This window comes from Acinetobacter sp. AOR43_HL, from assembly GCF_027854635.1.
Lineage (GTDB): Bacteria > Pseudomonadota > Gammaproteobacteria > Pseudomonadales > Moraxellaceae > Acinetobacter > Acinetobacter pittii.
Genome location: NZ_JAKTHX010000028.1, coordinates 17,635 through 38,620 on the forward strand (window position 1 = coordinate 17,635; position 20,986 = coordinate 38,620).

The window sequence follows — 20,986 nt, forward strand, 5'->3', positions numbered from 1 at the left end:
CAATAGTATAGACACTCTTTCCTACCCAATAAAAAACCCTATTATTAAAAAAATAATAGGGTTAAAAATTGGCAATTTTAGGAGTGGGTTATGCTTTTACAAAAGTTTCCCATGCAAAATCTTGCGTTGCACCTTTTAATGTCATTTTCAACTGATCACCTGCATGTAATGGTCCAACCCCAGCAGGTGAACCTGTCATAATCACATCACCTGGCTCTAGTGAAAAAACCTGATTAATATCAGTTAAAAGTTCACCAATAGTAAACATTAACAGTGCAGTATTACCATCTTGACGCAATTCATCATTAATATGGAAAGTGAATTTGGTCTCTTGCCAATTGGTAATTTCTTTTGTATCAACCCAATCTGCCAAAACACAAGCACCATCAAAAGCTTTAGCTCGCTCCCATGGGTGGCCTTTACTTTTCAGATCATTCTGTAAATCACGCATTGTTAAATCAAGACCTAAAGTTACTGCTCCAATCGCTTTTAAAGCTTTTTCAGGATCTGTTTCACCTTTCAAAGGTTGATCAATACGTAACACCAACTCACATTCAAAATGGCAACTGCCCCACGCTGGATTCCAAGAAATACCGTCATTTAAACCAATCAAACTACTCGGTGGTTTAATAAATAATATAGGGCTGTCAGGCATAGCATTATTTAATTCTTTGACATGATCGGCGTAACTTCTGCCCACGCAAACGATTTTTGAAGGACGTGTATTCATGAGGCTTCCTTTGTTGTTGCGGCTAATAATTCCAATAATTTATTTCTTAAATGTATTTTCAAATATGGTTTGATCTGAAACCTGTGCAAATGCGCGCTTTGGTACAATAATTACAGTTTTATTCTTTAGCTCAAGCATGTAGGTCAATCTACCTTTAGCAAAAGTTTGCACATCCGTATATTGCATCACCTGCTTACGACCATTGGCATAAAGCTCAAAGTAATCTTGATATAAGTCGATTCCCTGCTCACTCTTTCCAAACTGGTAACGAACAAATTGACGCTTAAATAACATAGGTAAAAGCCAGTAACGCATCAGGCCTTGCATCACCAGAAAAAATACGCCTAACCCGACATAATATCGTCCAACCCCAGAGAGACCTAAATAAAATCCCCAAATAATAATTGCGATACTAATTGCAGGTGTAAGAAAACGGGTAAATTGCTTTTTCCCAAATGTCACTAATGAAAATCCATCTTGTGACTCTTCTAAATTCAAATAGTAACGTAAAGATAAAGCTGTTTTTTGCTCAGTCATTGCACTGCATCAATACTCAATAAATCGAAACTATTAGAGCATATTCATTTCAGCTTTAAAATGAATCAAAGGCTATTTTTTATTTTGTTTAAAAGTAGAGCTTATTATGAGATTCGAAGATCAACTACGTTGCATATATAGAACGTAGATTCATATTTTTTGAGCTTATTTCAGTTTTTAAAATTTCTACAATAAGAGCATTACCTTCTTAGTGGAATGTCTCATGTCTTTCTTTGCAAAATTATTTGGCTTAAATCAAAAAACAACAGTCTCAAAAGATGTGGTTACTCAAGCCACTCAAGAGTCCCCTCTTTTCAATCAGCCAAGCTTTTTAGAATTAATTAAAAAACGTCGTTCTATTTATTCGATCGGGAAAAACTTACAACATACTCCTTCGGAGATTGAAGGGTTAATTCAAGAAGCGGTCAAACATAGCCCTTCAGCATTTAACTCTCAGTCATCTCGCATTGTAATTTTATTTAATGAGTCTCATCAAAATTTCTGGAATATTGTTTTAGATGTATTAAAAACGATTATTCCTGCCGAAGCACTGGCTGGAACTGAACAAAAAATTCAAAGTTTTGCAGCGGGTGCTGGTACAGTTTTATTTTTTGAAGACCAAGATGTGATTAAAGGTCTACAAGAGCAATTTGAATTATATGCTGATAATTTCCCAGTTTGGTCTGAACACTCAACAGCAATTGCACAATTTGCAATATGGAATGTATTGGCTGAGCAAGGTATTGGAGCTTCTTTACAACATTACAACCCAATTATCGATGAGAAAATTAATGCTGCTTTTGATATTCCTGCGCAATGGAAACTAAGAGCCCAATTAGTATTTGGTTCAATTGAAGGCGAAGCAGGTGAAAAAGCTTTTATTGAAGACGAAAGCCGTTTTAAAACATTTGGCTAATTTTTTTCAACTTCAAATCATTTAAGAGCTGGTTGCCATGAGCACCAGCTTTTAAATCGAACTAATAAAAAACAGGTACAAAAAAACCGCTATATATAGCGGTTAATTCTTCAAGTGGTGCGCTCAGAGAGATTCGAACTCCCGACCCCTTAGTTCGTAGCCAAGTGCTCTATCCAGCTGAGCTATGAGCGCGTACTTGATGTTGCGCATTATACGCATTTTTTAAGGCTTAGGAAGCCTTTTTTCATCTTTCTGTCATCAAACGTCTAGTTCTTAGCCATCACTCAAGTTTACATAGCTTTGTAGCTAAAGTTATTGAAACTTTGCTCACCAAAGATGTATCTGAAATATTTTTTTTCAAATAAGTTTTATAGAATTTTTGAAGCTTTTTGCCATCTATCTAGAAGATAAAGACTACTGTTTTAGTCAACATTATATAAATAATATATTTCTGGTTGAACCTAACCATTATAAGACTGTTTGAAATTTGACTAAGATAATGCCTCAAATAAGTGAGAATATGATTAAAAAAATAATTAGTTAAAATTATATAATATAAAAATTATTATTATTTTTATGTCTAAATTAAATAAATTATTATTTCTTTAAATATTATTTAATAACAAAAAATGTGACTAAAAATACACATTGACAGCTTTTGAGATCTAACCAATACTAAATCGCAATTATTGAGATACACATCTCATTAATTATAAAGCGCAATAAATAATACTTACTTAAAAATACAAAATTATATAGGAAATAGACCAACATGTTCTTACTAACAAACCTCGTATCTTCGATATCAAAAATTACTCAAGATTTGGGTAATATTGTATCGGTGAACACTACTGTAACTGGTAGTTCTTCTATTGAAGGCCAGATATCAACTTCTGGTTTACTTTCAGATACTCTATCTACAGTAACAAATACTCTTACAACAACCACAACAGGCCTTGTTTCTGATGCCGTTGGTACTGTTACTGGCAGTATCGGTTCTACAAGTCCTGTAGACACAGTAACTAATATTATTGGCGGAGTAACTGGCGGTATTGATCTTGGAACTTCTCCAATTGCTCCAGTTATTGACGTTGTTCAAGGTGGTATCGACATTCTTCAGGGTGTTGAAAGCCTAAAAACTGAAATCATCAACACAGGTATCGACACTGTTGCTGATACTATCATTGGTGTTCTTCCTCAAACTGAACACCCTGTTTCTGAAATTGCTGATCTTGGCACTCTAACTTTCGAAACTTCTCGTGACACAGTAAATGGCACGCTTGAAGTCATTTCCGATCTAGTGGGTGGAGACATTCAAGGCGCAACTGAGTCTGCTACTGGTGTCGTTGAAACATTAATCACTAATGGTACAACTGCGACAGGTATTGTTACTGACGTTGTCGGAAGCATTACAGATGTCGTTGGTGGTGTAACTGGTGGCGTTGATGGCAACCCGCTTGAAGTAATTACTGACATCATCGGTGGCGTAACTGGTGGCGTTGACGGTAACCCGCTTGAAGTAATTACTGACATTATCGGTGGTGTAACTGGTGGTGTTGACGGTAATCCGCTTGAAGTAATTACTGATATTATCGGCGGCGTAACTGGCGGTATCGGTGATGGCACATCTCCAATCGCTCCAGTGATTGATGTCGTTCAAGGCGGTATTGATATTCTACAAGGTGTAGAGAGTCTAAAAACTGAGATCATCAATACTGGTATCGACACTGTTGCTGATACTATTATTGGTATTCTTCCACAAACTGAATATCCTGTTTCAGACCTAGCAGATCTTGGCACTTTAACTTTCGAAACTTCTCGTGACACAGTAAACGGTGCACTTGAAGTTGTTTCTGATTTAGTTGGTGGTGATATCCAAGGTGCTACTGAATCTGCTACCGGTATTCTCGATACGCTGATTACAAATGGCACAACTGCTACTGGAATTATTAATAACATTATCGGCGGCGCAACAAGTGGTGATAGCCCACTTGGCGTGGTAACCGACATTATTGGTGGTGTAACTGGCGGTGTTAGTGGTAATCCTCTTGAAATCGTGACTGACATTATCGGCGGTGTAACTGGTGGTGTTGACGGTAACCCGCTTGAAGTAATTACTGACATCATCGGCGGTGTAACTGGTGGTGTTGACGGTAATCCACTTGAAGTAATTACTGACATTATCGGTGGCGTAACTGGTGGTGTTGATGGTAATCCACTTGAAGTAATTACTGACATTATTGGCGGTGTAACAGGTGGTATCGGTGGTGGAACTTCCCCAATCTCTCCAGTGATTGATGTTGTTCAAGGCGGTATTGATATTCTTCAGGGCGTAGAAAGCTTAAAAACTGAAATTATCAACACTGGCATTGATACAGTTGCAGATACAATTATCAGCATTCTTCCACAAGCAGAACATCCTGTTTCTGAACTTGCAGACCTCGGCACATTAACTTTCGAAACTTCTCGTGACACAGTAAATGGCACGCTTGAAGTCATTTCTGATCTAGTGGGTGGAGACATTCAAGGTGCTACTGAATCTGCTACCGGTATTCTCGATACGCTGATTACAAATGGCACAACTGCTACTGGCTTAGTAACAGAAATCATTGGTGGATTGACAGGAACTATTGGTGGGGTTACTGGTGGAGATAGCTCACTAGGCTTAGTCACTGATTTACTTGGCGGTTTAACTGGTAGCGTAGATGGTGATAGTCCTCTTGGCTTAGTGACCGACCTTCTAGGCGGCTTAACTGGTGGCGTTACTGGCGGTACAGACAACCCTATCGGCATCGTAACAGATATCGTGGGTAGCTTAACGGGCGGTGTGACTGGTGAAGGCGGATTAGATGTTATTTCTAATTTACTAGGTGGATTAACTGGTGGTAGCTTACTTGGTGGTGTAACTTCGACAGTATCAAGCGTAACTAATACAACGCATACTATCGTACCTACATCATTACTTACCGATAACTTCTTAGAAAACTCTTTCAATACTGTTTAATATAAGTCATTAAAATAAAGCCACTTATTACAAGTGGCTTTATTTATTAATATATCTTTAAATATTAATTCACTTCTTCCCATCTATAATATTTCTTATGCGCCAGCTCTAACATTGCATAATCATTAGGTGTATCACCATAAGCATAAATTGTAGAATACTGAGTTAAATCATATTTGTTTTTTATTCTATTTACTTTTTCTAAATAACCACAATCACCATTAATAAAATCACCTGTCAAAATACCATCACGTATTTCAAGTTGATTACATATAACGTCTAAATCTAAAGATTGACACCAGCTTTCTAAATAAACGCCTAATGATGCAGATACAACAACAATCTGATCACCTTGTTGTTTATGCCAGAGAATACGTTCCAAAGCATTTTGACGCACACAGGTAGGAAGGACACTTTTAGCAAACTCTTGTCCCATATATTTTAGGGAATCCGCATCATAGCCCACGTATCCCACTTGGCAGAGTTTAGTTCGAATAGTTTTATCGGTTACCCATCCAAGCTTATAACCCGCTATATAAGGTGCAAGTCGAATACCACCTAGTATTTGAGTTTTTTTATTTAAAGAAAATTTAAGGAATAGACTGAATGTATCGCTGTGAGTGATCGTGCCGTCAAAGTCAAATAAAGCTAAGTTCATTTATGATTATCTCTAATATAATTAAAAAGTTATAAATTTAGATTTTTTAAAGTACTAAAAAACAGGCACAAAAAAACCGCTATAAAAGCGGTTAATTCTTCAAGTTGGTGCGCTCAGAGAGATTCGAACTCCCGACCCCTTAGTTCGTAGCCAAGTGCTCTATCCAGCTGAGCTATGAGCGCGTAACTTGTGTGCCTTTCAGCGATTCGTTCTATTTTACTTGGTGCGCTCAGAGAGATTCGAACTCCCGACCCCTTAGTTCGTAGCCAAGTGCTCTATCCAGCTGAGCTATGAGCGCATTAAGTAAATGGCGGTGAGAGAGGGATTCGAACCCTCGATACCAGTAATAGGTATGCTTCCTTAGCAGGGAAGTGATTTCAGCCACTCATCCACCTCACCGGAACGAGCCGCCATAATACAAACTAAAACCCTATTGTTCAAGTCATCATAGTGAAATTTTCTTGTTTTTTAGTTCAATGAATTATTTTTTAAGCAACTTTCTCATTATTTTCGTCTTTTTCGATCAAACGCTTGTTAAGATAGATATTATTTCTTCATCAAAATACTGTAGTGCATAACACATTATTGCAAACCTAAACGTGCAGTTCGGGTCTGCATGACTTATGCTAAACTTATCTGCCAAGCGTGAAACCAAACGACATGACAAAAAACTGGGCTGACCCCGAAGCGAAAGCTGAAGCTGAACGTTATGACAATCCTATTCCAAGCCGTACTCTTATTTTAGATACATTGGAACAATTGCAGACACCGCAATCTCATGCAGAACTTGTCGATCATTTTAATATTCATGACCAAAAAAGTATTGAAGCACTCAGTCATCGCTTAAGTGCTATGGTTCGTGATGGTCAAATCATGAAAGACGGGTTTAAATTTCAGTTGGTGGCAGATCAACCGACCTATGAAGCAACTGTTTACATCAATAGTAAAGGTTTAGGCACAGCGCATATTGATGGTCAAAGTGACCTTTTACTTCCTGAACGTGAATTACGTTTAGTCTTTAACGGTGACCGAGTTAGAGTGCGACAGACTTCAGTTGATCGTAAAGGCAAACCTTGGGGATTTATCACAGAAGTTTTACAACATCGTGTTAAACAATTAATTGGTAAATTGTCGGTTCATGATGGCGAATATTTTATTCAGCCCAACAATCCAAATCAGCACCAGCCTATTCCTTTAGAAAAAGAACTGGTAACGCATGCTGAAGCAAATGTTGGCGATATGCTACGTGTCGCAATAGATAGTTATCCGACTCGTGAAGAATTTGCGACGGCGCATATTATTCAATCTATGGCCGACAAAGCTGATACAGAAATTATTATTCCGCAGACTATTCTTGAGTTTGGCTTACCTTACGAATTCCCAGATGAAGTTATAAAAGAAGCAGAAAGCTTTAAAGAACCATCTGCTCAAGACCGTGAAGGCCGCATTGATTTACGAGATTTAGCATTAGTTACGATCGATGGTGAAGATGCTCGAGATTTTGATGATGCGGTTTATGCAGAAAAACGTCCAGGTGGCGGTTATCGTGTAGTGGTCGCAATTGCTGATGTTAGCCATTATGTACGCTTAGACTCAGCCCTCAATGAAGAAGCTGAGGAACGTGGTACTTCGGTATACTTCCCGCATTTCGTATTACCGATGCTACCAGAGGCATTGTCAAATGGCTTATGCTCTCTAAACCCTCATGTAGACCGTTTATGTATGGTCTGTGACTTGAAACTCTCTCGTACAGGTCGTGTAACTGGTTACGATTTTTATCCATCAGTGATGCATTCAAAAGCGCGTTTGACCTATACACAGGTAGCACAATATTTTGACGGCGCAACAGATGCGATTCCAAAAGATCGTGATGTTCATAAATCTTTAAATACGCTTTTCCAGCTTTATCAGATTTTGAAAAATTTACGTGCTGATCGTCATGCAATGGAATTTGAAACCATTGAAACTTACATGACTTTTGATGAGCTAGGCGGGATTAAAGAAATTTTGCCACGTACACGTAATGAAGCACATAAGCTCATTGAAGAGTGCATGTTACTTGCTAACGTTGCTGCGGCTGAATATGCATTAGAACATGATGTTCCAATGTTGTATCGCGTACATGAAGCTCCAGAGTTCTCACGTATTCAGAAAGTAAAAGACTTTGTTAAATTACTGGGTCTACCCTTCCCTGACCAACCAACTCAAGCAGACTATCAAAGAGTAATTGAAGCAACTAAAGATCGTATTGATGCTCCTAGTATTCATGCCGTCTTATTACGCTCAATGATGCAAGCTTATTATGGCGCAAAAAATGCAGGGCACTATGGTTTGGCTTATGAAGCTTATACGCATTTCACTTCGCCAATTCGTCGTTACCCAGACCTATTATTACACCGTGCCATTAAAGCTCACTTGAAACAAAAGCCTTATCCACTCTCTGGTGCTGCACTAGATGATGCAGGTGAACATTTCTCTCAAACAGAGCGCCGTGCTGATGAAGCTTCTCGTAGCGTAACAACTTGGTTGAAATGTCACTACATGCAGCAGCATCTAGGTGATGAATTCATTGGTATTGTAAGTGCGGTGACCGAATTCGGTTTATTCGTGACACTGAAAGATTTATATGTCGATGGTATGATTCATATTAGCCAACTCGGCGATGACTTCTTTATTTATGACCAAGCGAGTCAAAATCTAGTAGGTCAAAATCGTGGTCAAGTCTTTGGTTTGGGCGATGAAGTTAAAATTCAGGTTGCTGGTGTCAATCTGGAAGAACGTAAAATTGACTTCCAGCTCATTAAGCAAATTACCCATGCGGGTCGAGTAGTTCGTAGCCGTGCGCCGCGTACGACTAAAACAGCTGCTCAGGCTAATGAAGAGGTCTTTAGCAAACCAACCGTCAGCAGTGATGGTGAAAGACCTGTTCACAAAAAGAAAGAAAAAAGTAAGCCAAGTTCTTACACCAAAAAATCTGGTAAAAAAACCTCAGCAAAAGCCGAGACTAAATCAGAAAAGGTGAAAAAAAAATCTAAGCCTAAAAAGAAAAAGTCGAATGCAAAATCAAAGGCTGAATAGTGAGTAAATAATTATCACGTTTCAAAAATAAGTCTCCAATAGGAGGCTTATTTCTTTTTAAAAGGGGTTATTTTACACATTAAGCTTGATTTCCGACTTGAGAGGACCTACATCTAATACCATGTTTAAAAAATAATGTGGCTATTAGCAATGACTTTACAGCAAGCGACTTTACCAACTCCGCGTTTTGACCGAATTGAATTAGAAAATTTAAAACAAGACATCCAGCAAGCGATCCAAGCAGGTCAGGAATTTTTAAATACTCTTACGGCTGCACCTACAGATGCAGCTCAGCAACTTGCCGTACTTGAGCAAGTCGATACGCTTGAAAATAATCTAAGTGAATCATGGGGCGTTTTATCGCATTTAAACGCTGTAATGAGCAATGCAGAAACGAGAGAAGTCTATCAATCTTTATTACCAGCATTAAGTGAATATTACACTCAGCTTGGTCAACACACGGCGCTTTATCAAACCTATCAACACATCCATGATGGTCAAGGTTATAGCTCTCTTAGCCCTGCACAGCAAAGTGCTATCCGTCTAGCTTTACGTGACTTTAAACTTTCAGGTGTAGCCTTAGAGGGTGAAGAGAAAAAACGTTATGCAGAGATTTCTGCGCGTCTTTCACAGCTTTCTTCTGATTTTTCAAACCACGTACTTGATGCAACACAAACTTACTTTAAACCACTTACCGAAGATCAGCTAAAAGGTCTTCCAGAAAGTAATATTGAGTTATTAAAACAGTACGGCAAACAACGTGAACTTGACCAAGCTGTAGCAACCCTAGATTTCCCAGCATATTTTGCAATCATGACTTATGCAGATGACCGTGCATTGCGAGAAGAGCTTTATAGAGCTTATGTGACTCGGGCATCTGATCAGTCTGAACAAACTGAGTTTGATAACAGCAAAATTATGGAAGAAATTTTAAGTCTTCGTCAGGAAATGGCGAAACTACTTGGTTTCAATAACTATGCTGAATACTCTCTTGCAAGCAAAATGGCACCAGACGTAAAAACAGTACATGAGTTTTTGGTTGACCTAGCAGAGCATGCGCGTGCTCCTGCGCTTCAAGAAGTTGCCGAACTTCAAGATATTGCTAAACAAGATGGTGTGGATGAGCTTAAACCTTGGGATACAACTTACTATTCTGAAAAGCTGAAACAGCAACAATTCAACCTATCTCAAGAAGCTTTAAAACCTTATTTCCCTGCACCTAAAGTTGTTCAGGGATTATTCCAGATTGTGCAGCGTCTATACGGCATTAACATTATTGAAAGACAAGCACCTGTCTGGCATCCAGATGCACGTTATTTTGAATTAGAAGACCAAGGTCAAGTGATTGGTGGCTTCTTTTTTGACATCTATGCACGTACAGGTAAACGTGGTGGCGCATGGATGAACGGCTTCCGCTCGCGCATGCAAACACTTCACGGTTTACAAAAACCAATTTGCTATATGGTGTGTAACTTTACTCCTCCAGTAGGTGACCAACCTGCTTTATTGACTCATGACGAAGTGATTACTTTGTTCCATGAGTTCGGACATGGCTTACATCATATGTTGACCGAAGTAGATAATATCTCGGTTGCAGGAACTCATGGTGTTGCTTGGGATGCAGTAGAATTACCAAGCCAGTTTATGGAATTCTGGTCATGGGATAAAGAAAGCCTAGATGTATTAAGTGAACACATCGATAGTAAACAGACTTTGCCACAAGAATTACTAGATGCTTTATTAAATGCTCGATTCTTCCAATCTGGTATGCAAACTTTACGTCAGCTTGAATTTGCATTATTTGACTTGACCATTCACACCAAAACGCCAGCCCTTAACAGTGAGCAAATTCAGCAAACCTTAGACGATATTCGTAAGCAATATGCGGTCGTTCCTACTGTCGACTACAACCGTTTCCAACATAGTTTTAGTCATATTTTTGCTGGCGGTTATGCCGCAGGTTATTACTCTTACAAATGGGCAGAAGTCTTAGCGAGCGATGCATTTGATCGTTTTGAAAATGAAGGCATTTTTAACACTCAAACGGGTAAAGAATTCCGTCAGGCAATTCTAGCTGTGGGTGGAAAAGACACTGCGCTTGAGGCATTTGTGAATTTCCGTGGACGCGAGCCTAAAATTGACGCATTGTTACGTCATCAAGGTTGGACGAATGACAACAAAACCGCTTAAACTATGGGCCTAAATTGATCGTGTGGTTAGGGTGATAAAGATGAAAAAACGTTTCATTGCTGGGGCAAAATGTCCAAAATGTGAAGCCATGGATCGGATTATCATGCTAACCACCGCAGAAGACGAATGGATTGAATGTATCGAATGCGGTTATAGCGAAAATCGTCCGACTCATGTTGATGAACCTGAAACACCTGCTGAACCGGATGAAATTGGGGTAATACAGTTCAAGCCACGTCGTCCCGACTAAAGGTCTTAAACATGCCACTACAAAGAAAACAAAACTCAAAATTATTATGGATTTTAATTGGGCGCTTAAGCATTCTCGTAGTGCTTTTTTTTGCAGCGCAATGGTTTTTTAAAAAAACCGAGTCGTCAGCACCACTGGTTGATCCACAACCTGTCTCGACTCCTGCTCCTACTAAACCGAAATCGGCTGAGCCATTACCAAGTTCTGAACCCTTAGCTGAAAATGCAAGCTCTCAGCAACTTGTCAGTGAAAATGTGCTTAAAGAGCCTGTCCCAGCACAAGAGTCTTTAGCAAAAGAAGAAGTATCTAAACTTGAAGATATTCATCGCCAGCTAAAAGATCAGGAAGCCACCTTAAAAGCTCAGCATGCTGATGCTGATCAATTAACTAAACTCAAAGAAGAACAAGTTAAATTGCTGGAAGCTCAGCTTAAACAGCAATAGTTTTTCAACGAACTCTTAAAAAAGCTAAAGCTATCCATCTTTAGCTTTTTTGTTCGGATTTAAAAATAGTACTAATTAGCTTTTTCTCAATTTACTCAATCTACTTATTAAAAAAGCCCTCCATTTAGGAAGGCTTTTTTGTATAACCAATACTTTGATTTAAGTTATTTATACCAATCGAATAACTTAAATACGTATGGCACATAAGTCACTAATACCAATGATGAGAACAAGACAATAATTGGTAACAACCAGCGCTCATAACGGAAGTAGAAGCTTGTATATTTCTCTTTCGCTTCAGCATCAGCAGCGTTCACCTCATCATCTCCCACGGACAACCGCGTAAGTAGATGGTTTAAGGCAACTGGTGGTGTTACGTAGCCAAATTCGAATGCAACCAACACAATCATCCAGAAATGAATTGGATGAATACCATTTTCGTATGCCACAGGTGCAATAGTTGCAGCAACTAAAATTACAGCACCAAATGGATCTGTACACATACCAATAATGGCAAGTAATAGCGCAATACATGCGAGTGAAATGTAAATACTGCCCAAATGAGTCGGTAATAATTCGACCACTTCAGAGCGTTCAATTAAACCACCTACACTTGCGGACAATGCCATCAAGATAATTAAAGCACCGATATGACCTACAGTTTCTGAGGTCGCAAAACGAAGTGCTCCACCAAAACCGAGACGGTATTGAGAGCTATGCGGATCATGTGCACGAAGAAATGGTGATTTTTGTTCGTGTTCACGAACAATCGCTTCATGAATATTGATTGCAGGTGCTTCTTTTGTCGCAACTAATTTGTCATACAAGATCATTGCGATCAGGACTAATGGCAAAATTACTGGTGCAGTAAATTCGTTCATTCCTGTATCTAATGCATATTTATAGATCGCAAGAACAACAGCAGTGATCAGAATGTATGGAATTACAGGTACAAAGGCACGCATCATGCCCGGAATCGCAACTTTTGGTGAATTCACACGGAATTTTTCTTCAGCTAAAAGTAGTGAAACACCCAAGAAAATAAATGCAGTTAACCAAAATACATAAATACCATGCCCAAATAGCTCATCCGACGTAACATGACGGCTATCAAGCATTGCAATTAAAACGACCAGTAGACATGGACGTACAACTACCCCTAAAGAACCTGACATTGCAGACACAGCCAAAGCATATTGACGGCGAGCACCCGCATTCCAGACTTCTTTATAAATAATTGCACCTGCTGCGATAACGAAAATACCTGATGCACCTGTATAAGCTGTTGGTACAGCAGCAGCAATTAGAATTAACCAAGTTAAGGTTTCTGGTGCCAAGTTCCATGGACGAAGCACATTAAGGAACAAGTCCATAACGCGTGTTTGAGTTAAAAGCATACCTGCCCAAATAAACAAGGCAAGGTTTAAGAAGATGCCTGAGAACTCAACCAATAAACCAAGGTAAATACCTTGCCCCATTGGGTAATCCATAAAGAACGTAAATACGATGCCTGTAATTAGGGCCATGTAAGCATATAAAGGCACTGATAATAAGGCTAAGCCTATATTCCCGCCTTCACGCTTTGGTGGAGGTGAAACAAATAATTGATACAAACTAATTAAAGTCAGAACAACAAATAGAATCATCCAGATCCAGTAAATCGTTACTGTTTCATAGGTAGGTGTTACCCCAGAATTTATGACTGAACGATACTGACTAATGACAGAGGTACTAAGCAGCGCATTACCAATCAACATAAACAGGGAATACACTTTGTAATCTATTTTTGTTGCTGGGTTACGCAAGCCAATATGGTGATATTTCAACGATGCAGTAATCGCAGAAATCAGAACCATAAAGACCAGTAAAATGGCACGGTTTTCTGTACCAAATTTAAAAATACCAAAGAAACCTGTCTCGATAGCACGGTAAGTACGTACCCCTGGGTTAGCTTCGATATATTTAATAGTTTTATCATACGCCTGATATTTTTCATCACATTGTTGCTGCGCTGCGAGTAGTGATGCACGGACATCACTTTCCGATGCTGCACCAAAGAAACTCGCGAAATCATCAGACGCATTCGCTTTCATTTGTTCTTTTACTTGAGCCTCGATATTTGGATGTCGATCACAAGTTGGCTTTTCAGGCTCAGCACGCAAAAAAGAATATTGCATACCTGTAGCAGGGTCGCCATAAAGACGTTCCCCGATACGTAATAATTGTCCGTGGATCATTTCCCCGGTACCAATAATTAGCGTCATTAATAGCAGAATGAGGATAACGAATGTTGAGATCCATTCGTTCCAGATATAACCCAGCAGACCTAATCCAGATCTTTTTTCTTGATGTTCTTGCATAAATATTCCAATTTTGTTCTCTCAAATCCCTAAAAATTAAAGAATTGAGTCATGCAATTTTTCTTGGTCAGGGGTTAAATCCATCCCCCTTCTACCAATCCCTTTATTCAACGATCAAATTTGCATCAAACTTTGTTAATAAAGAATGACTAAAATCTCTTTTTTAACAGTTTGTATTGTCAATGTTTCTTTTTTAATCTCTGGAAAAACCAATAGCATCCTCCAAAGATTGCGCCACCAATTGCTCCATATAGGTGAGCTTCAGTTAAAACTGGACTCCCTATTAACTGAGCGGTTCCTGTTTGCCCAAAAGTGTTTTCCCATATAAGTTTGGCAATAATTAACCCTAAAACCAGCAAAGCAAAATTTCGCTCTTTACGATATTGCAGATAGACTAAAGCAACCGCTGTATATAGCCCATGTAAGACACCAGACAGGCCTGCATAAGCTTCGATATAAGGTAAATAAAAGTAGAACACCAAACTAATAAAAGGTGGCAATAGCAAAAGTAGACTTAGAAGATGCCATGCTTTTGTATGTGGAAAGATAAAGGGTAAACAGGCGAATGCCATCATATTTAAAAGGAAATGAACCCATCCAACGTGTACCCAATGTGCAGTCCATAAACGCCAGAATTCGCCAAGTAAACTTTCGCGCCAATAAATAAAAGTATCAGGAAACACCTGTAGACAAGCAGATATGGAAATGCACACTGCGACCAGAAGCACTTTACTATTCAGTACATGATCCTTCATGGCACACTCCTTGAAATTAAACTTCTTACGATTATTGTAGAACTTAACAATAGACTCGCAAGAAGTTAGCCTTTCAAATATTCTTTACTGCGCTGCTGGTGGAGCAGATGAATCAGCAGGAACTTCAGAAGCGGCTCCCCCATCAAACAACTCATCCAGCTCTGCGGCACCTTCATTCTTATCATCCCAGAAATGAGACATACCATCATCTCCGGTACGTACACCAGTATGTTCAGTCCAGTAACGGTCAGAGATACCACGTACAATAAGGCCAGCCATACTATCAATTAACTTAAAGTTAGGATTGACAGGTTTGTCATCAGCTTGAGACGCCGCATAAGATCTTAATGCATCACGGATTTTTGCATCATCACCGCTTGCTTGGGCAGCTACGGCATATAAGGCATGAGATAAGCGAACACCTTTTTTCTCACCAATCTGAATTGACTGTTTTAAAGTTTGGTATGGATCAGGTTTCCCTTCATCAGCACCTGGCAATAAAGTCCAGATAACAGCACGCGTTGCATTAGGTGCGCCCCAGAATTTTTCATTATCAAGACAAACCATGCCACGCTCTACAATAGCAGCAATATCTTTAGGAACATTGACTGCGCCGCCTGAGTTAATATCGTTGGTCACAGCCTGAAGACCACTGATCATGCCAAGTAAATAAACGGTTTGATCAGTATCATTACGCATCGTTGGGCAAGAGTCACCTAAGTGATATTTATATTTAGATTCCCAACGATCAGCAAATAATTTATAGCCTGCATACTGACGTTCAGCTGCAATTGCTGCCCAACGCTTCTGTGCAATACGTGCATCTTGGGCTTCTGTCACTTGACCTGCTTTTGAAGCACGTAAATAACGCAGTTCTTGTTCTAAAGCTTGATTTTCCGCACATACACCTGATGCTGCATACATTAATACTGCAACACGTGTCGGATCAGCACCCATCCCTTTAGTAGACATGATTGCAGGTGTTAACGCACTACCGGTATTACATACCATTTCAGCATCTTGCATTGCCAAAATAGGTGGAACGACGTGCTTTTCCGTAAAACCTAGAGCAACATTTGCTCCGGTTTTCACGACGTATGAACAACCTGATAAAACTGAAGCTGCAAGAAAACTCACCGCCAAACCTTGGCTTATTTTTTGGACTTTAGACATCTTCCTGTCCTCTATGTAATTTGTTTTTTCCTTTTCAGATGTACATTAGCAGATGCATATCTTGAATAAAAGAGTAATTACTCTAATTGTAGCGCTTATACTTTGACACACTTCACAGCAGATAAAATTGACAGTTTTTCGAGGAAACACAAATTTTAGGCAAAAAAAAGTAGCATTGCGACGGTTCAGCACATGCTACTTATTAACTGGGATAAGCTTTTAACGGCTTATATTATTTTTGTTCTATATAATCCTTAAGTAAAGTTCCTGCTCTTCCTACTACTACAGTCATAACGACTGCAATTAACAGAAACATCCACATTGAAATCTCCATGAGAGACCTCCTTACTACAATCGCACCCAGTTATAAACTGGACACTTGATGAAATTAATCGATTAACCAATTTTAATAATTGACTGATCGACGACCTTGCATCCTCTGTCTCTTAACCTTGTTAAAACTAACTTTGTTAAGATGTTCCCTGAGTAAAGTTCCTGCTCTTCCTATCACCACTGCCAGAATTATGGCAATGACCAAGAACGACCATGTTGGCATCTCCATTTTGAGACCTCCGACACACTTTACGTTGGTGTTTGTACTTTAACCGATCAAATAGCTACCCATAGGCGAAATTGTCAGACAATCATATTTCCTTGGCTTTTTTCTATATTTTAATTAGACAATCTGAAGTTTAATAAAGAAAAAAATTATTAAATTATTGTTTTTTATAATTTTTAAATAAATATACAAATGTAGAATTGTCTAACAATTAATAGAGTTTTTCTAAAACTTTTAATCTTTTCCACTGCTGAATAGGAAGCTGATCGAACCAAACAATAGCTATATTCGTAGGAGTCTCTTCAAAATAAATAACTACAAATAACTGATAATCAATTATTTTAGTAATTTCTGCACGGTAAATTTCTTTTTCCGAGAAATATGCAACCGACCATAATTTTTGATCTAAATATTCAATTTGAGATATTTGTACTTGCTTTAAAAAGAAAATAAAACCAATAAATAGAAGAATGACAGCGCATAGCCACCACATGGGTGTTAATAATTGATAAAGCAGAATTGCTAAACCCAAACCAACAAAAAGCTGAAATATTACCGAGACACGACTATATTTCAGCTCAAAATTTAATTCTTTTATCAAAACAGTTTAGCCATGCACATACTGTTTTAGTTTATAAATAAATTCACGTAACTCAGTACGTGGAGGTTCAGAAACTTCCATGAACCAATCTAATAAATCTGGATCTTCTTGATCAACCAACTCTGCAAATAATGCTTTTTCTGCCGGATCAGCTTTTAAATAATAGTTTTTTACATACGGGTCAAAATAGACGTCAATTTCTTTTAAGCCGCGGCGTGCTCGATAAATTACTTTACGTTCTTCCAAGGTCATTTCGTCAGACATTTACGTCCCCATCTGTGTTGATAGTGCGCCTAGTTTACCTGATCACATCCTAAAGATCGCTAAAAATATCAAATTGACCAAATTTATCATCTTATCCGCATAATTGAGCATTCATCACATTGTAGGGCATGAAATGCTTACGTATGTTTAGGGCATAACATCACACCTGAACCAAGGAAGAAATACAAATGCAATCTGGTGCCATCCGTCCTATTCCAAATATGTTACCGAGAAAATTATTCAATGAAGAACACGAAGCCTTCCGTGAGACAGTGCGTAAATTCTATGAAAAGGAAGTCGTTCCCAATATAGAAAAATATGAAAAACAGCAACATGTTGACCGAGATCTTTGGAATAAAGCTGGAGAACTAGGTCTTCTTTGCACCACGATGCCAGAGGAATATGGTGGCTCTGGGGTAGATCGCCTATACAGTATGATTCTTATTGAAGAACAAGCGTATGCGATGGACTCAAGTACTGGTTTTTCTCTACATTCCGATATTGTTGCTAATTACGTTAATAATTTTGGTAATGAAGAGCAAAAACAAAAATGGTTACCCAAAATGGCAACTGGAGAAGTTGTTACTGCTATTGCCATGACGGAACCAGGCACTGGTTCAGATTTACAAGCGGTAAGAACCACCGCCGTACTTGATGGTGATGAATATGTCATTAATGGCTCTAAAATTTTTATTACGAATGGCTACTTATGCGACATGGCCGTAGTCGTTTGTAAGACTGGTAATAGTGATAAAGGTTCGGCGAACTTATCCTTAATTATTGTAGAAGCAAATCGTGCTGGTTTTAGTAAAGGTAAACCTCTAAACAAAATTGGTATGAAAGGCCAAGATACCTGCGAATTATTCTTTGATAACGTTCGCGTTCCTAAAGAAAACCTTTTAGGCATGGAAGGTATGGGCTTTATCATGCTCATGAAAGAATTAGCATGGGAACGAATGTTAGTTGCTATTATTTGTCAGGCAGGTGCTGAAGCAGCATTTGCACATACTGTTCAATATACAAAAGATCGTAAGGCGTTTGGTAAACCTATTGGCGCATTTCAAAATACGCGTTTTAAACTTGCTGAACTTAGAACAGAAATCGATTTCTGCCGAACATATTTAGATCGTTGTATGGAATTACAACTTGAAGAAAAATTGAGTGTAGAAGCTGCTGCTGCTGCTAAATATAAAATTTCTGATATGTTCTCGAAGATTGTAGATGAATGCCTTCAATTGCATGGTGGTTATGGCTATATGCTTGAATATCCAATTGCACGTGCCTACATTGATCATCGAGCAAATCGAATTTATGCAGGTACAAATGAAATCATGAAAGAATTAATTTCAAGAACACTTTAATACCCTCACAAGAAAAGGGGCATTACGCCCCTTTTTTTATTTAACAGGACTTAAGATACTAATTTTGGTTTACGCTCATTCGCTTCAGAACGCTTATGAAAATGAAGAATACCATCTTCAAATTTTGCATTTTTCAAAGACTTTCTATCTTCTAAATAGTTATTAGTCACCTGCCATGGAGCACGCTTACCTTGTTTAGGAAGTTCATGTGCTGCACGATTAATATAACCTGAAGATAGTTTACCCATTACAGTATCTTCTTCCATCACAGTCTTATCACCTGATGGAATCACTTCATCATAACTATTTTTGTCCATATAGTTTAATAAGCGACAAATATATTCGGCAGCGATATCTACTTTGAGTGTCCATGAGGCATTCACATAGCCAATAATCATAGCCATATTCGGCACATCACTTAGCATTATGCCGTTATAAAGCATATGTTCAGATGAGTTGATTGGTTTGCCATCAAGAGTAGCCTGAACTCCCCCCATAATCTGAACTTGTAGTCCTGTTGCAGAAACAACGATATCAGCATCAAGATGTTTGCCAGATTTAAGTAGAATACCTTTTTCAGTAAATTTCTCGATTTGATCAGTTTCTACACTCGCTTTGCCTTCACGTAAAATCTTAAATAAGTCACCATCTGGCACTACACATAAACGCTGATCCCAAGGATTGTATGAAGGTGTAAAATGCTTCATATCAACCTTACCTTTAAGCTGCACTTCAATTGCTTTTAAAAGTAAACGACGTACAGTTTTAGGATGTTTCTGAGACAACGCATAAATAGCGCGCTGCATACCAATGTTACGTGCGCGGGTAAATTTATAAGCTGCCTCTTCAGACATAAATTTACGCGTTTTTTCATAGATGAAATCGATAGAAGGAACGCTAGCAATATACGTTGGTGAACGTTGCAACATGGTCACATGACCCGCCCCACCTTTAGCCATTGCTGGTACTAAAGTAATCGCTGTTGCACCACTACCAATAATAACCACTTTTTTACCTGCATAATCTAAGTTTTCAGGCCAATGCTGTGGATGAATGAGTTGCCCTTTAAATGCTTCTTGATTTGGGAAAGAAGGCGCATAACCCTGATCATAATTATAGTAACCTGTACAACCTACAACAAAGTTGGCAATCCAAGTCTGCTGTTTTTTATTGCTATCTTCGACTACAACCTGCCATTTTTTTGAAGCCGAATCATAATTAGCAGAAAGTACGCGATGACCAAAATGAATTTTTTCTTTTAATTTAAATTCACTAATTACTTCACCTAAATATCCTTTAATAGAAGCACCATCAGCTAATACATTCGCTTTACACCATGGTTTAAAGTTGAAACCAAAAGTAGACATATCTGAATCTGAACGGATACCAGGATAACGGAAAAGATCCCATGTTCCACCAAAAGACTCACGACGTTCTAAAATCTCGAATTGTCGTTGTGGTGAATTTTTTGATAAATGGGCAGCAATTCCGATTCCTGAAATACCTGCGCCAATGATTAAAATATCAACTTGCTTTTCCATTTTATTTTTATACCCATTGTTGAGAATATAAGTTTATTAAAACACAATTTTGACAATACACAATGTCAAGTTTGACCGTTTATCTACTTTTTTATGTCACTTGAGGACATTTTTATAATTTATTTTGTGAGTAGAAATAAAAAAGACCGGCATAAAACCGGTCTTTTTTGAATAAAATCAATTATTCAGCTGAAGTGTTTACTTCACGATCTACAAGCTCAACGTAAGCCATCGGTGCTGCATCACCAGCACGGAAGCCCGCTTTAAGAACACGTAGATAACCGCCGTTACGTTCTTTGTAACGAGGGCCGAGTACGGTAAATAATTTACCAACAGTTGCAGCATTACGAGTACGAGCAAATGCTAAACGACGATTTGCTACAGTATCGTTTTTTGCTAGAGTGATTAAAGGCTCAGCAACACGACGTAATTCTTTAGCTTTAGGCACAGTTGTTTTGATCAACTCGTGTTCAAATAAAGAATTAGCCAAGTTTTGGAACATCGCTTTACGATGGCTGCTTGTACGGCCTAATTTCACACCACTATTACGATGACGCATGGTGATA

Annotated in this window: 18 protein-coding genes and 4 tRNA genes; 7 read left to right on the forward strand and 15 right to left on the reverse strand. The window is 38.5% G+C overall.

The window, feature by feature from the left end; genetic code table 11:
* Nucleotides 1-88 precede the first annotated feature (88 nt).
* Both MKL33_RS11320 and MKL33_RS11325 read right to left on the reverse strand, forming a co-directional pair.
* Nucleotides 89-730 (reverse strand): fumarylacetoacetate hydrolase family protein, encoded by a 642-nt coding sequence (locus MKL33_RS11320; protein ID WP_005078301.1) that lies wholly within the window; start codon nucleotides 728-730, stop codon nucleotides 89-91.
* A 39-nt stretch (nucleotides 731-769) separates the two neighbouring features.
* On the reverse strand, nucleotides 770-1,267 hold the full coding sequence (locus tag MKL33_RS11325) for a hypothetical protein (protein WP_270906969.1): 498 nt from the start codon (nucleotides 1,265-1,267) through the stop codon (nucleotides 770-772).
* Nucleotides 1,268-1,490: 223 nt separating this feature from the next.
* Here MKL33_RS11325 and MKL33_RS11330 point away from each other — a divergent pair, with 223 nt between their 5' ends.
* The gene (locus tag MKL33_RS11330; RefSeq protein WP_270906970.1) at nucleotides 1,491-2,183 is read left to right on the forward strand and encodes a nitroreductase family protein; all 693 of its coding nucleotides are present in this window, start codon (nucleotides 1,491-1,493) and stop codon (nucleotides 2,181-2,183) included.
* A 115-nt stretch (nucleotides 2,184-2,298) separates the two neighbouring features.
* Here the strand turns inward: MKL33_RS11330 and MKL33_RS11335 are convergent.
* Together MKL33_RS11335 and MKL33_RS11340 are read right to left on the reverse strand one after the other, a co-directional pair.
* Nucleotides 2,299-2,375, reverse strand: a tRNA-Arg gene (locus tag MKL33_RS11335).
* A gap of 88 nt (nucleotides 2,376-2,463) precedes the next feature.
* A complete protein-coding gene (locus tag MKL33_RS11340; protein WP_227504977.1) occupies nucleotides 2,464-2,583 on the reverse strand; it encodes a hypothetical protein in 120 nt (39 codons plus the stop codon).
* A gap of 372 nt (nucleotides 2,584-2,955) precedes the next feature.
* On the opposite strand from MKL33_RS11340, the gene MKL33_RS11345 reads away from it, so the two are divergent.
* Nucleotides 2,956-5,187, forward strand: coding sequence for a beta strand repeat-containing protein (locus MKL33_RS11345; RefSeq protein ID WP_068613726.1), 2,232 nt, complete (start codon nucleotides 2,956-2,958; stop codon nucleotides 5,185-5,187).
* A gap of 64 nt (nucleotides 5,188-5,251) precedes the next feature.
* Here MKL33_RS11345 and MKL33_RS11350 read toward each other — a convergent pair whose 3' ends face one another.
* The 4 genes from MKL33_RS11350 to MKL33_RS11365 form a co-directional block, all read right to left on the reverse strand.
* Nucleotides 5,252-5,845, reverse strand: a complete 594-nt coding sequence (locus tag MKL33_RS11350; protein WP_033851371.1) for an HAD-IB family hydrolase — start codon at nucleotides 5,843-5,845, stop codon at nucleotides 5,252-5,254.
* 105 nt (nucleotides 5,846-5,950) lie between these two features.
* Nucleotides 5,951-6,027 (reverse strand) — tRNA-Arg (locus MKL33_RS11355).
* Nucleotides 6,028-6,066: 39 nt separating this feature from the next.
* A tRNA-Arg gene (locus MKL33_RS11360) sits at nucleotides 6,067-6,143 on the reverse strand.
* A 10-nt stretch (nucleotides 6,144-6,153) separates the two neighbouring features.
* Nucleotides 6,154-6,244 (reverse strand) — tRNA-Ser (locus MKL33_RS11365).
* Nucleotides 6,245-6,505: 261 nt separating this feature from the next.
* Here MKL33_RS11365 and rnr point away from each other — a divergent pair.
* The 4 genes from rnr (at nucleotide 6,506) to MKL33_RS11385 (ending at nucleotide 11,806) form a co-directional block, all read left to right on the forward strand.
* Nucleotides 6,506-8,923, forward strand: a complete 2,418-nt coding sequence (gene rnr / locus MKL33_RS11370; RefSeq protein WP_204085518.1) for a ribonuclease R — start codon at nucleotides 6,506-6,508, stop codon at nucleotides 8,921-8,923.
* Between the two features lie 135 nt (nucleotides 8,924-9,058).
* A complete protein-coding gene (locus tag MKL33_RS11375) occupies nucleotides 9,059-11,113 on the forward strand; it encodes a M3 family metallopeptidase (RefSeq protein WP_270906971.1) in 2,055 nt (684 codons plus the stop codon).
* A gap of 40 nt (nucleotides 11,114-11,153) precedes the next feature.
* Nucleotides 11,154-11,363, forward strand: a complete 210-nt coding sequence (locus MKL33_RS11380) for a YheV family putative zinc ribbon protein (RefSeq protein ID WP_002117042.1) — start codon at nucleotides 11,154-11,156, stop codon at nucleotides 11,361-11,363.
* Between the two features lie 11 nt (nucleotides 11,364-11,374).
* Complete coding sequence (locus tag MKL33_RS11385; protein ID WP_270906972.1) at nucleotides 11,375-11,806, forward strand: hypothetical protein; 432 nt, start codon at nucleotides 11,375-11,377, stop codon at nucleotides 11,804-11,806.
* A 164-nt stretch (nucleotides 11,807-11,970) separates the two neighbouring features.
* Here MKL33_RS11385 and MKL33_RS11390 read toward each other — a convergent pair whose 3' ends face one another.
* From MKL33_RS11390 to MKL33_RS11410, 5 genes are all read right to left on the reverse strand, one after another.
* Complete coding sequence (locus tag MKL33_RS11390) at nucleotides 11,971-14,166, reverse strand: TRAP transporter large permease subunit (RefSeq protein WP_017400431.1); 2,196 nt, start codon at nucleotides 14,164-14,166, stop codon at nucleotides 11,971-11,973.
* A gap of 179 nt (nucleotides 14,167-14,345) precedes the next feature.
* Nucleotides 14,346-14,921 (reverse strand): rhombosortase, encoded by a 576-nt coding sequence (rrtA, locus tag MKL33_RS11395; protein ID WP_270906973.1) that lies wholly within the window; start codon nucleotides 14,919-14,921, stop codon nucleotides 14,346-14,348.
* A gap of 84 nt (nucleotides 14,922-15,005) precedes the next feature.
* Nucleotides 15,006-16,094: a hypothetical protein gene (locus MKL33_RS11400; RefSeq protein WP_270906974.1), complete on the reverse strand. Its 1,089-nt coding sequence runs from the start codon at nucleotides 16,092-16,094 to the stop codon at nucleotides 15,006-15,008.
* Nucleotides 16,095-16,864: 770 nt separating this feature from the next.
* On the reverse strand, nucleotides 16,865-17,254 hold the full coding sequence (locus tag MKL33_RS11405; protein WP_270906975.1) for a hypothetical protein: 390 nt from the start codon (nucleotides 17,252-17,254) through the stop codon (nucleotides 16,865-16,867).
* Nucleotides 17,255-17,260: 6 nt separating this feature from the next.
* On the reverse strand, nucleotides 17,261-17,518 hold the full coding sequence (locus MKL33_RS11410; protein ID WP_002117064.1) for an FAD assembly factor SdhE: 258 nt from the start codon (nucleotides 17,516-17,518) through the stop codon (nucleotides 17,261-17,263).
* A 188-nt stretch (nucleotides 17,519-17,706) separates the two neighbouring features.
* Here MKL33_RS11410 and MKL33_RS11415 point away from each other — a divergent pair, with 188 nt between their 5' ends.
* The gene (locus MKL33_RS11415) at nucleotides 17,707-18,879 is read left to right on the forward strand and encodes an acyl-CoA dehydrogenase family protein (RefSeq protein WP_119685827.1); all 1,173 of its coding nucleotides are present in this window, start codon (nucleotides 17,707-17,709) and stop codon (nucleotides 18,877-18,879) included.
* 50 nt (nucleotides 18,880-18,929) lie between these two features.
* Here the strand turns inward: MKL33_RS11415 and MKL33_RS11420 are convergent, their stop codons facing one another.
* Together MKL33_RS11420 and rplQ are read right to left on the reverse strand one after the other, a co-directional pair.
* Entirely contained in the window at nucleotides 18,930-20,420 is a 1,491-nt protein-coding gene (locus MKL33_RS11420; RefSeq protein WP_068929633.1) for a flavin-containing monooxygenase, read from the reverse strand.
* Nucleotides 20,421-20,601: 181 nt separating this feature from the next.
* Entirely contained in the window at nucleotides 20,602-20,979 is a 378-nt protein-coding gene (gene rplQ, locus MKL33_RS11425) for a 50S ribosomal protein L17 (RefSeq protein WP_002049717.1), read from the reverse strand.
* Nucleotides 20,980-20,986 lie beyond the last annotated feature (7 nt).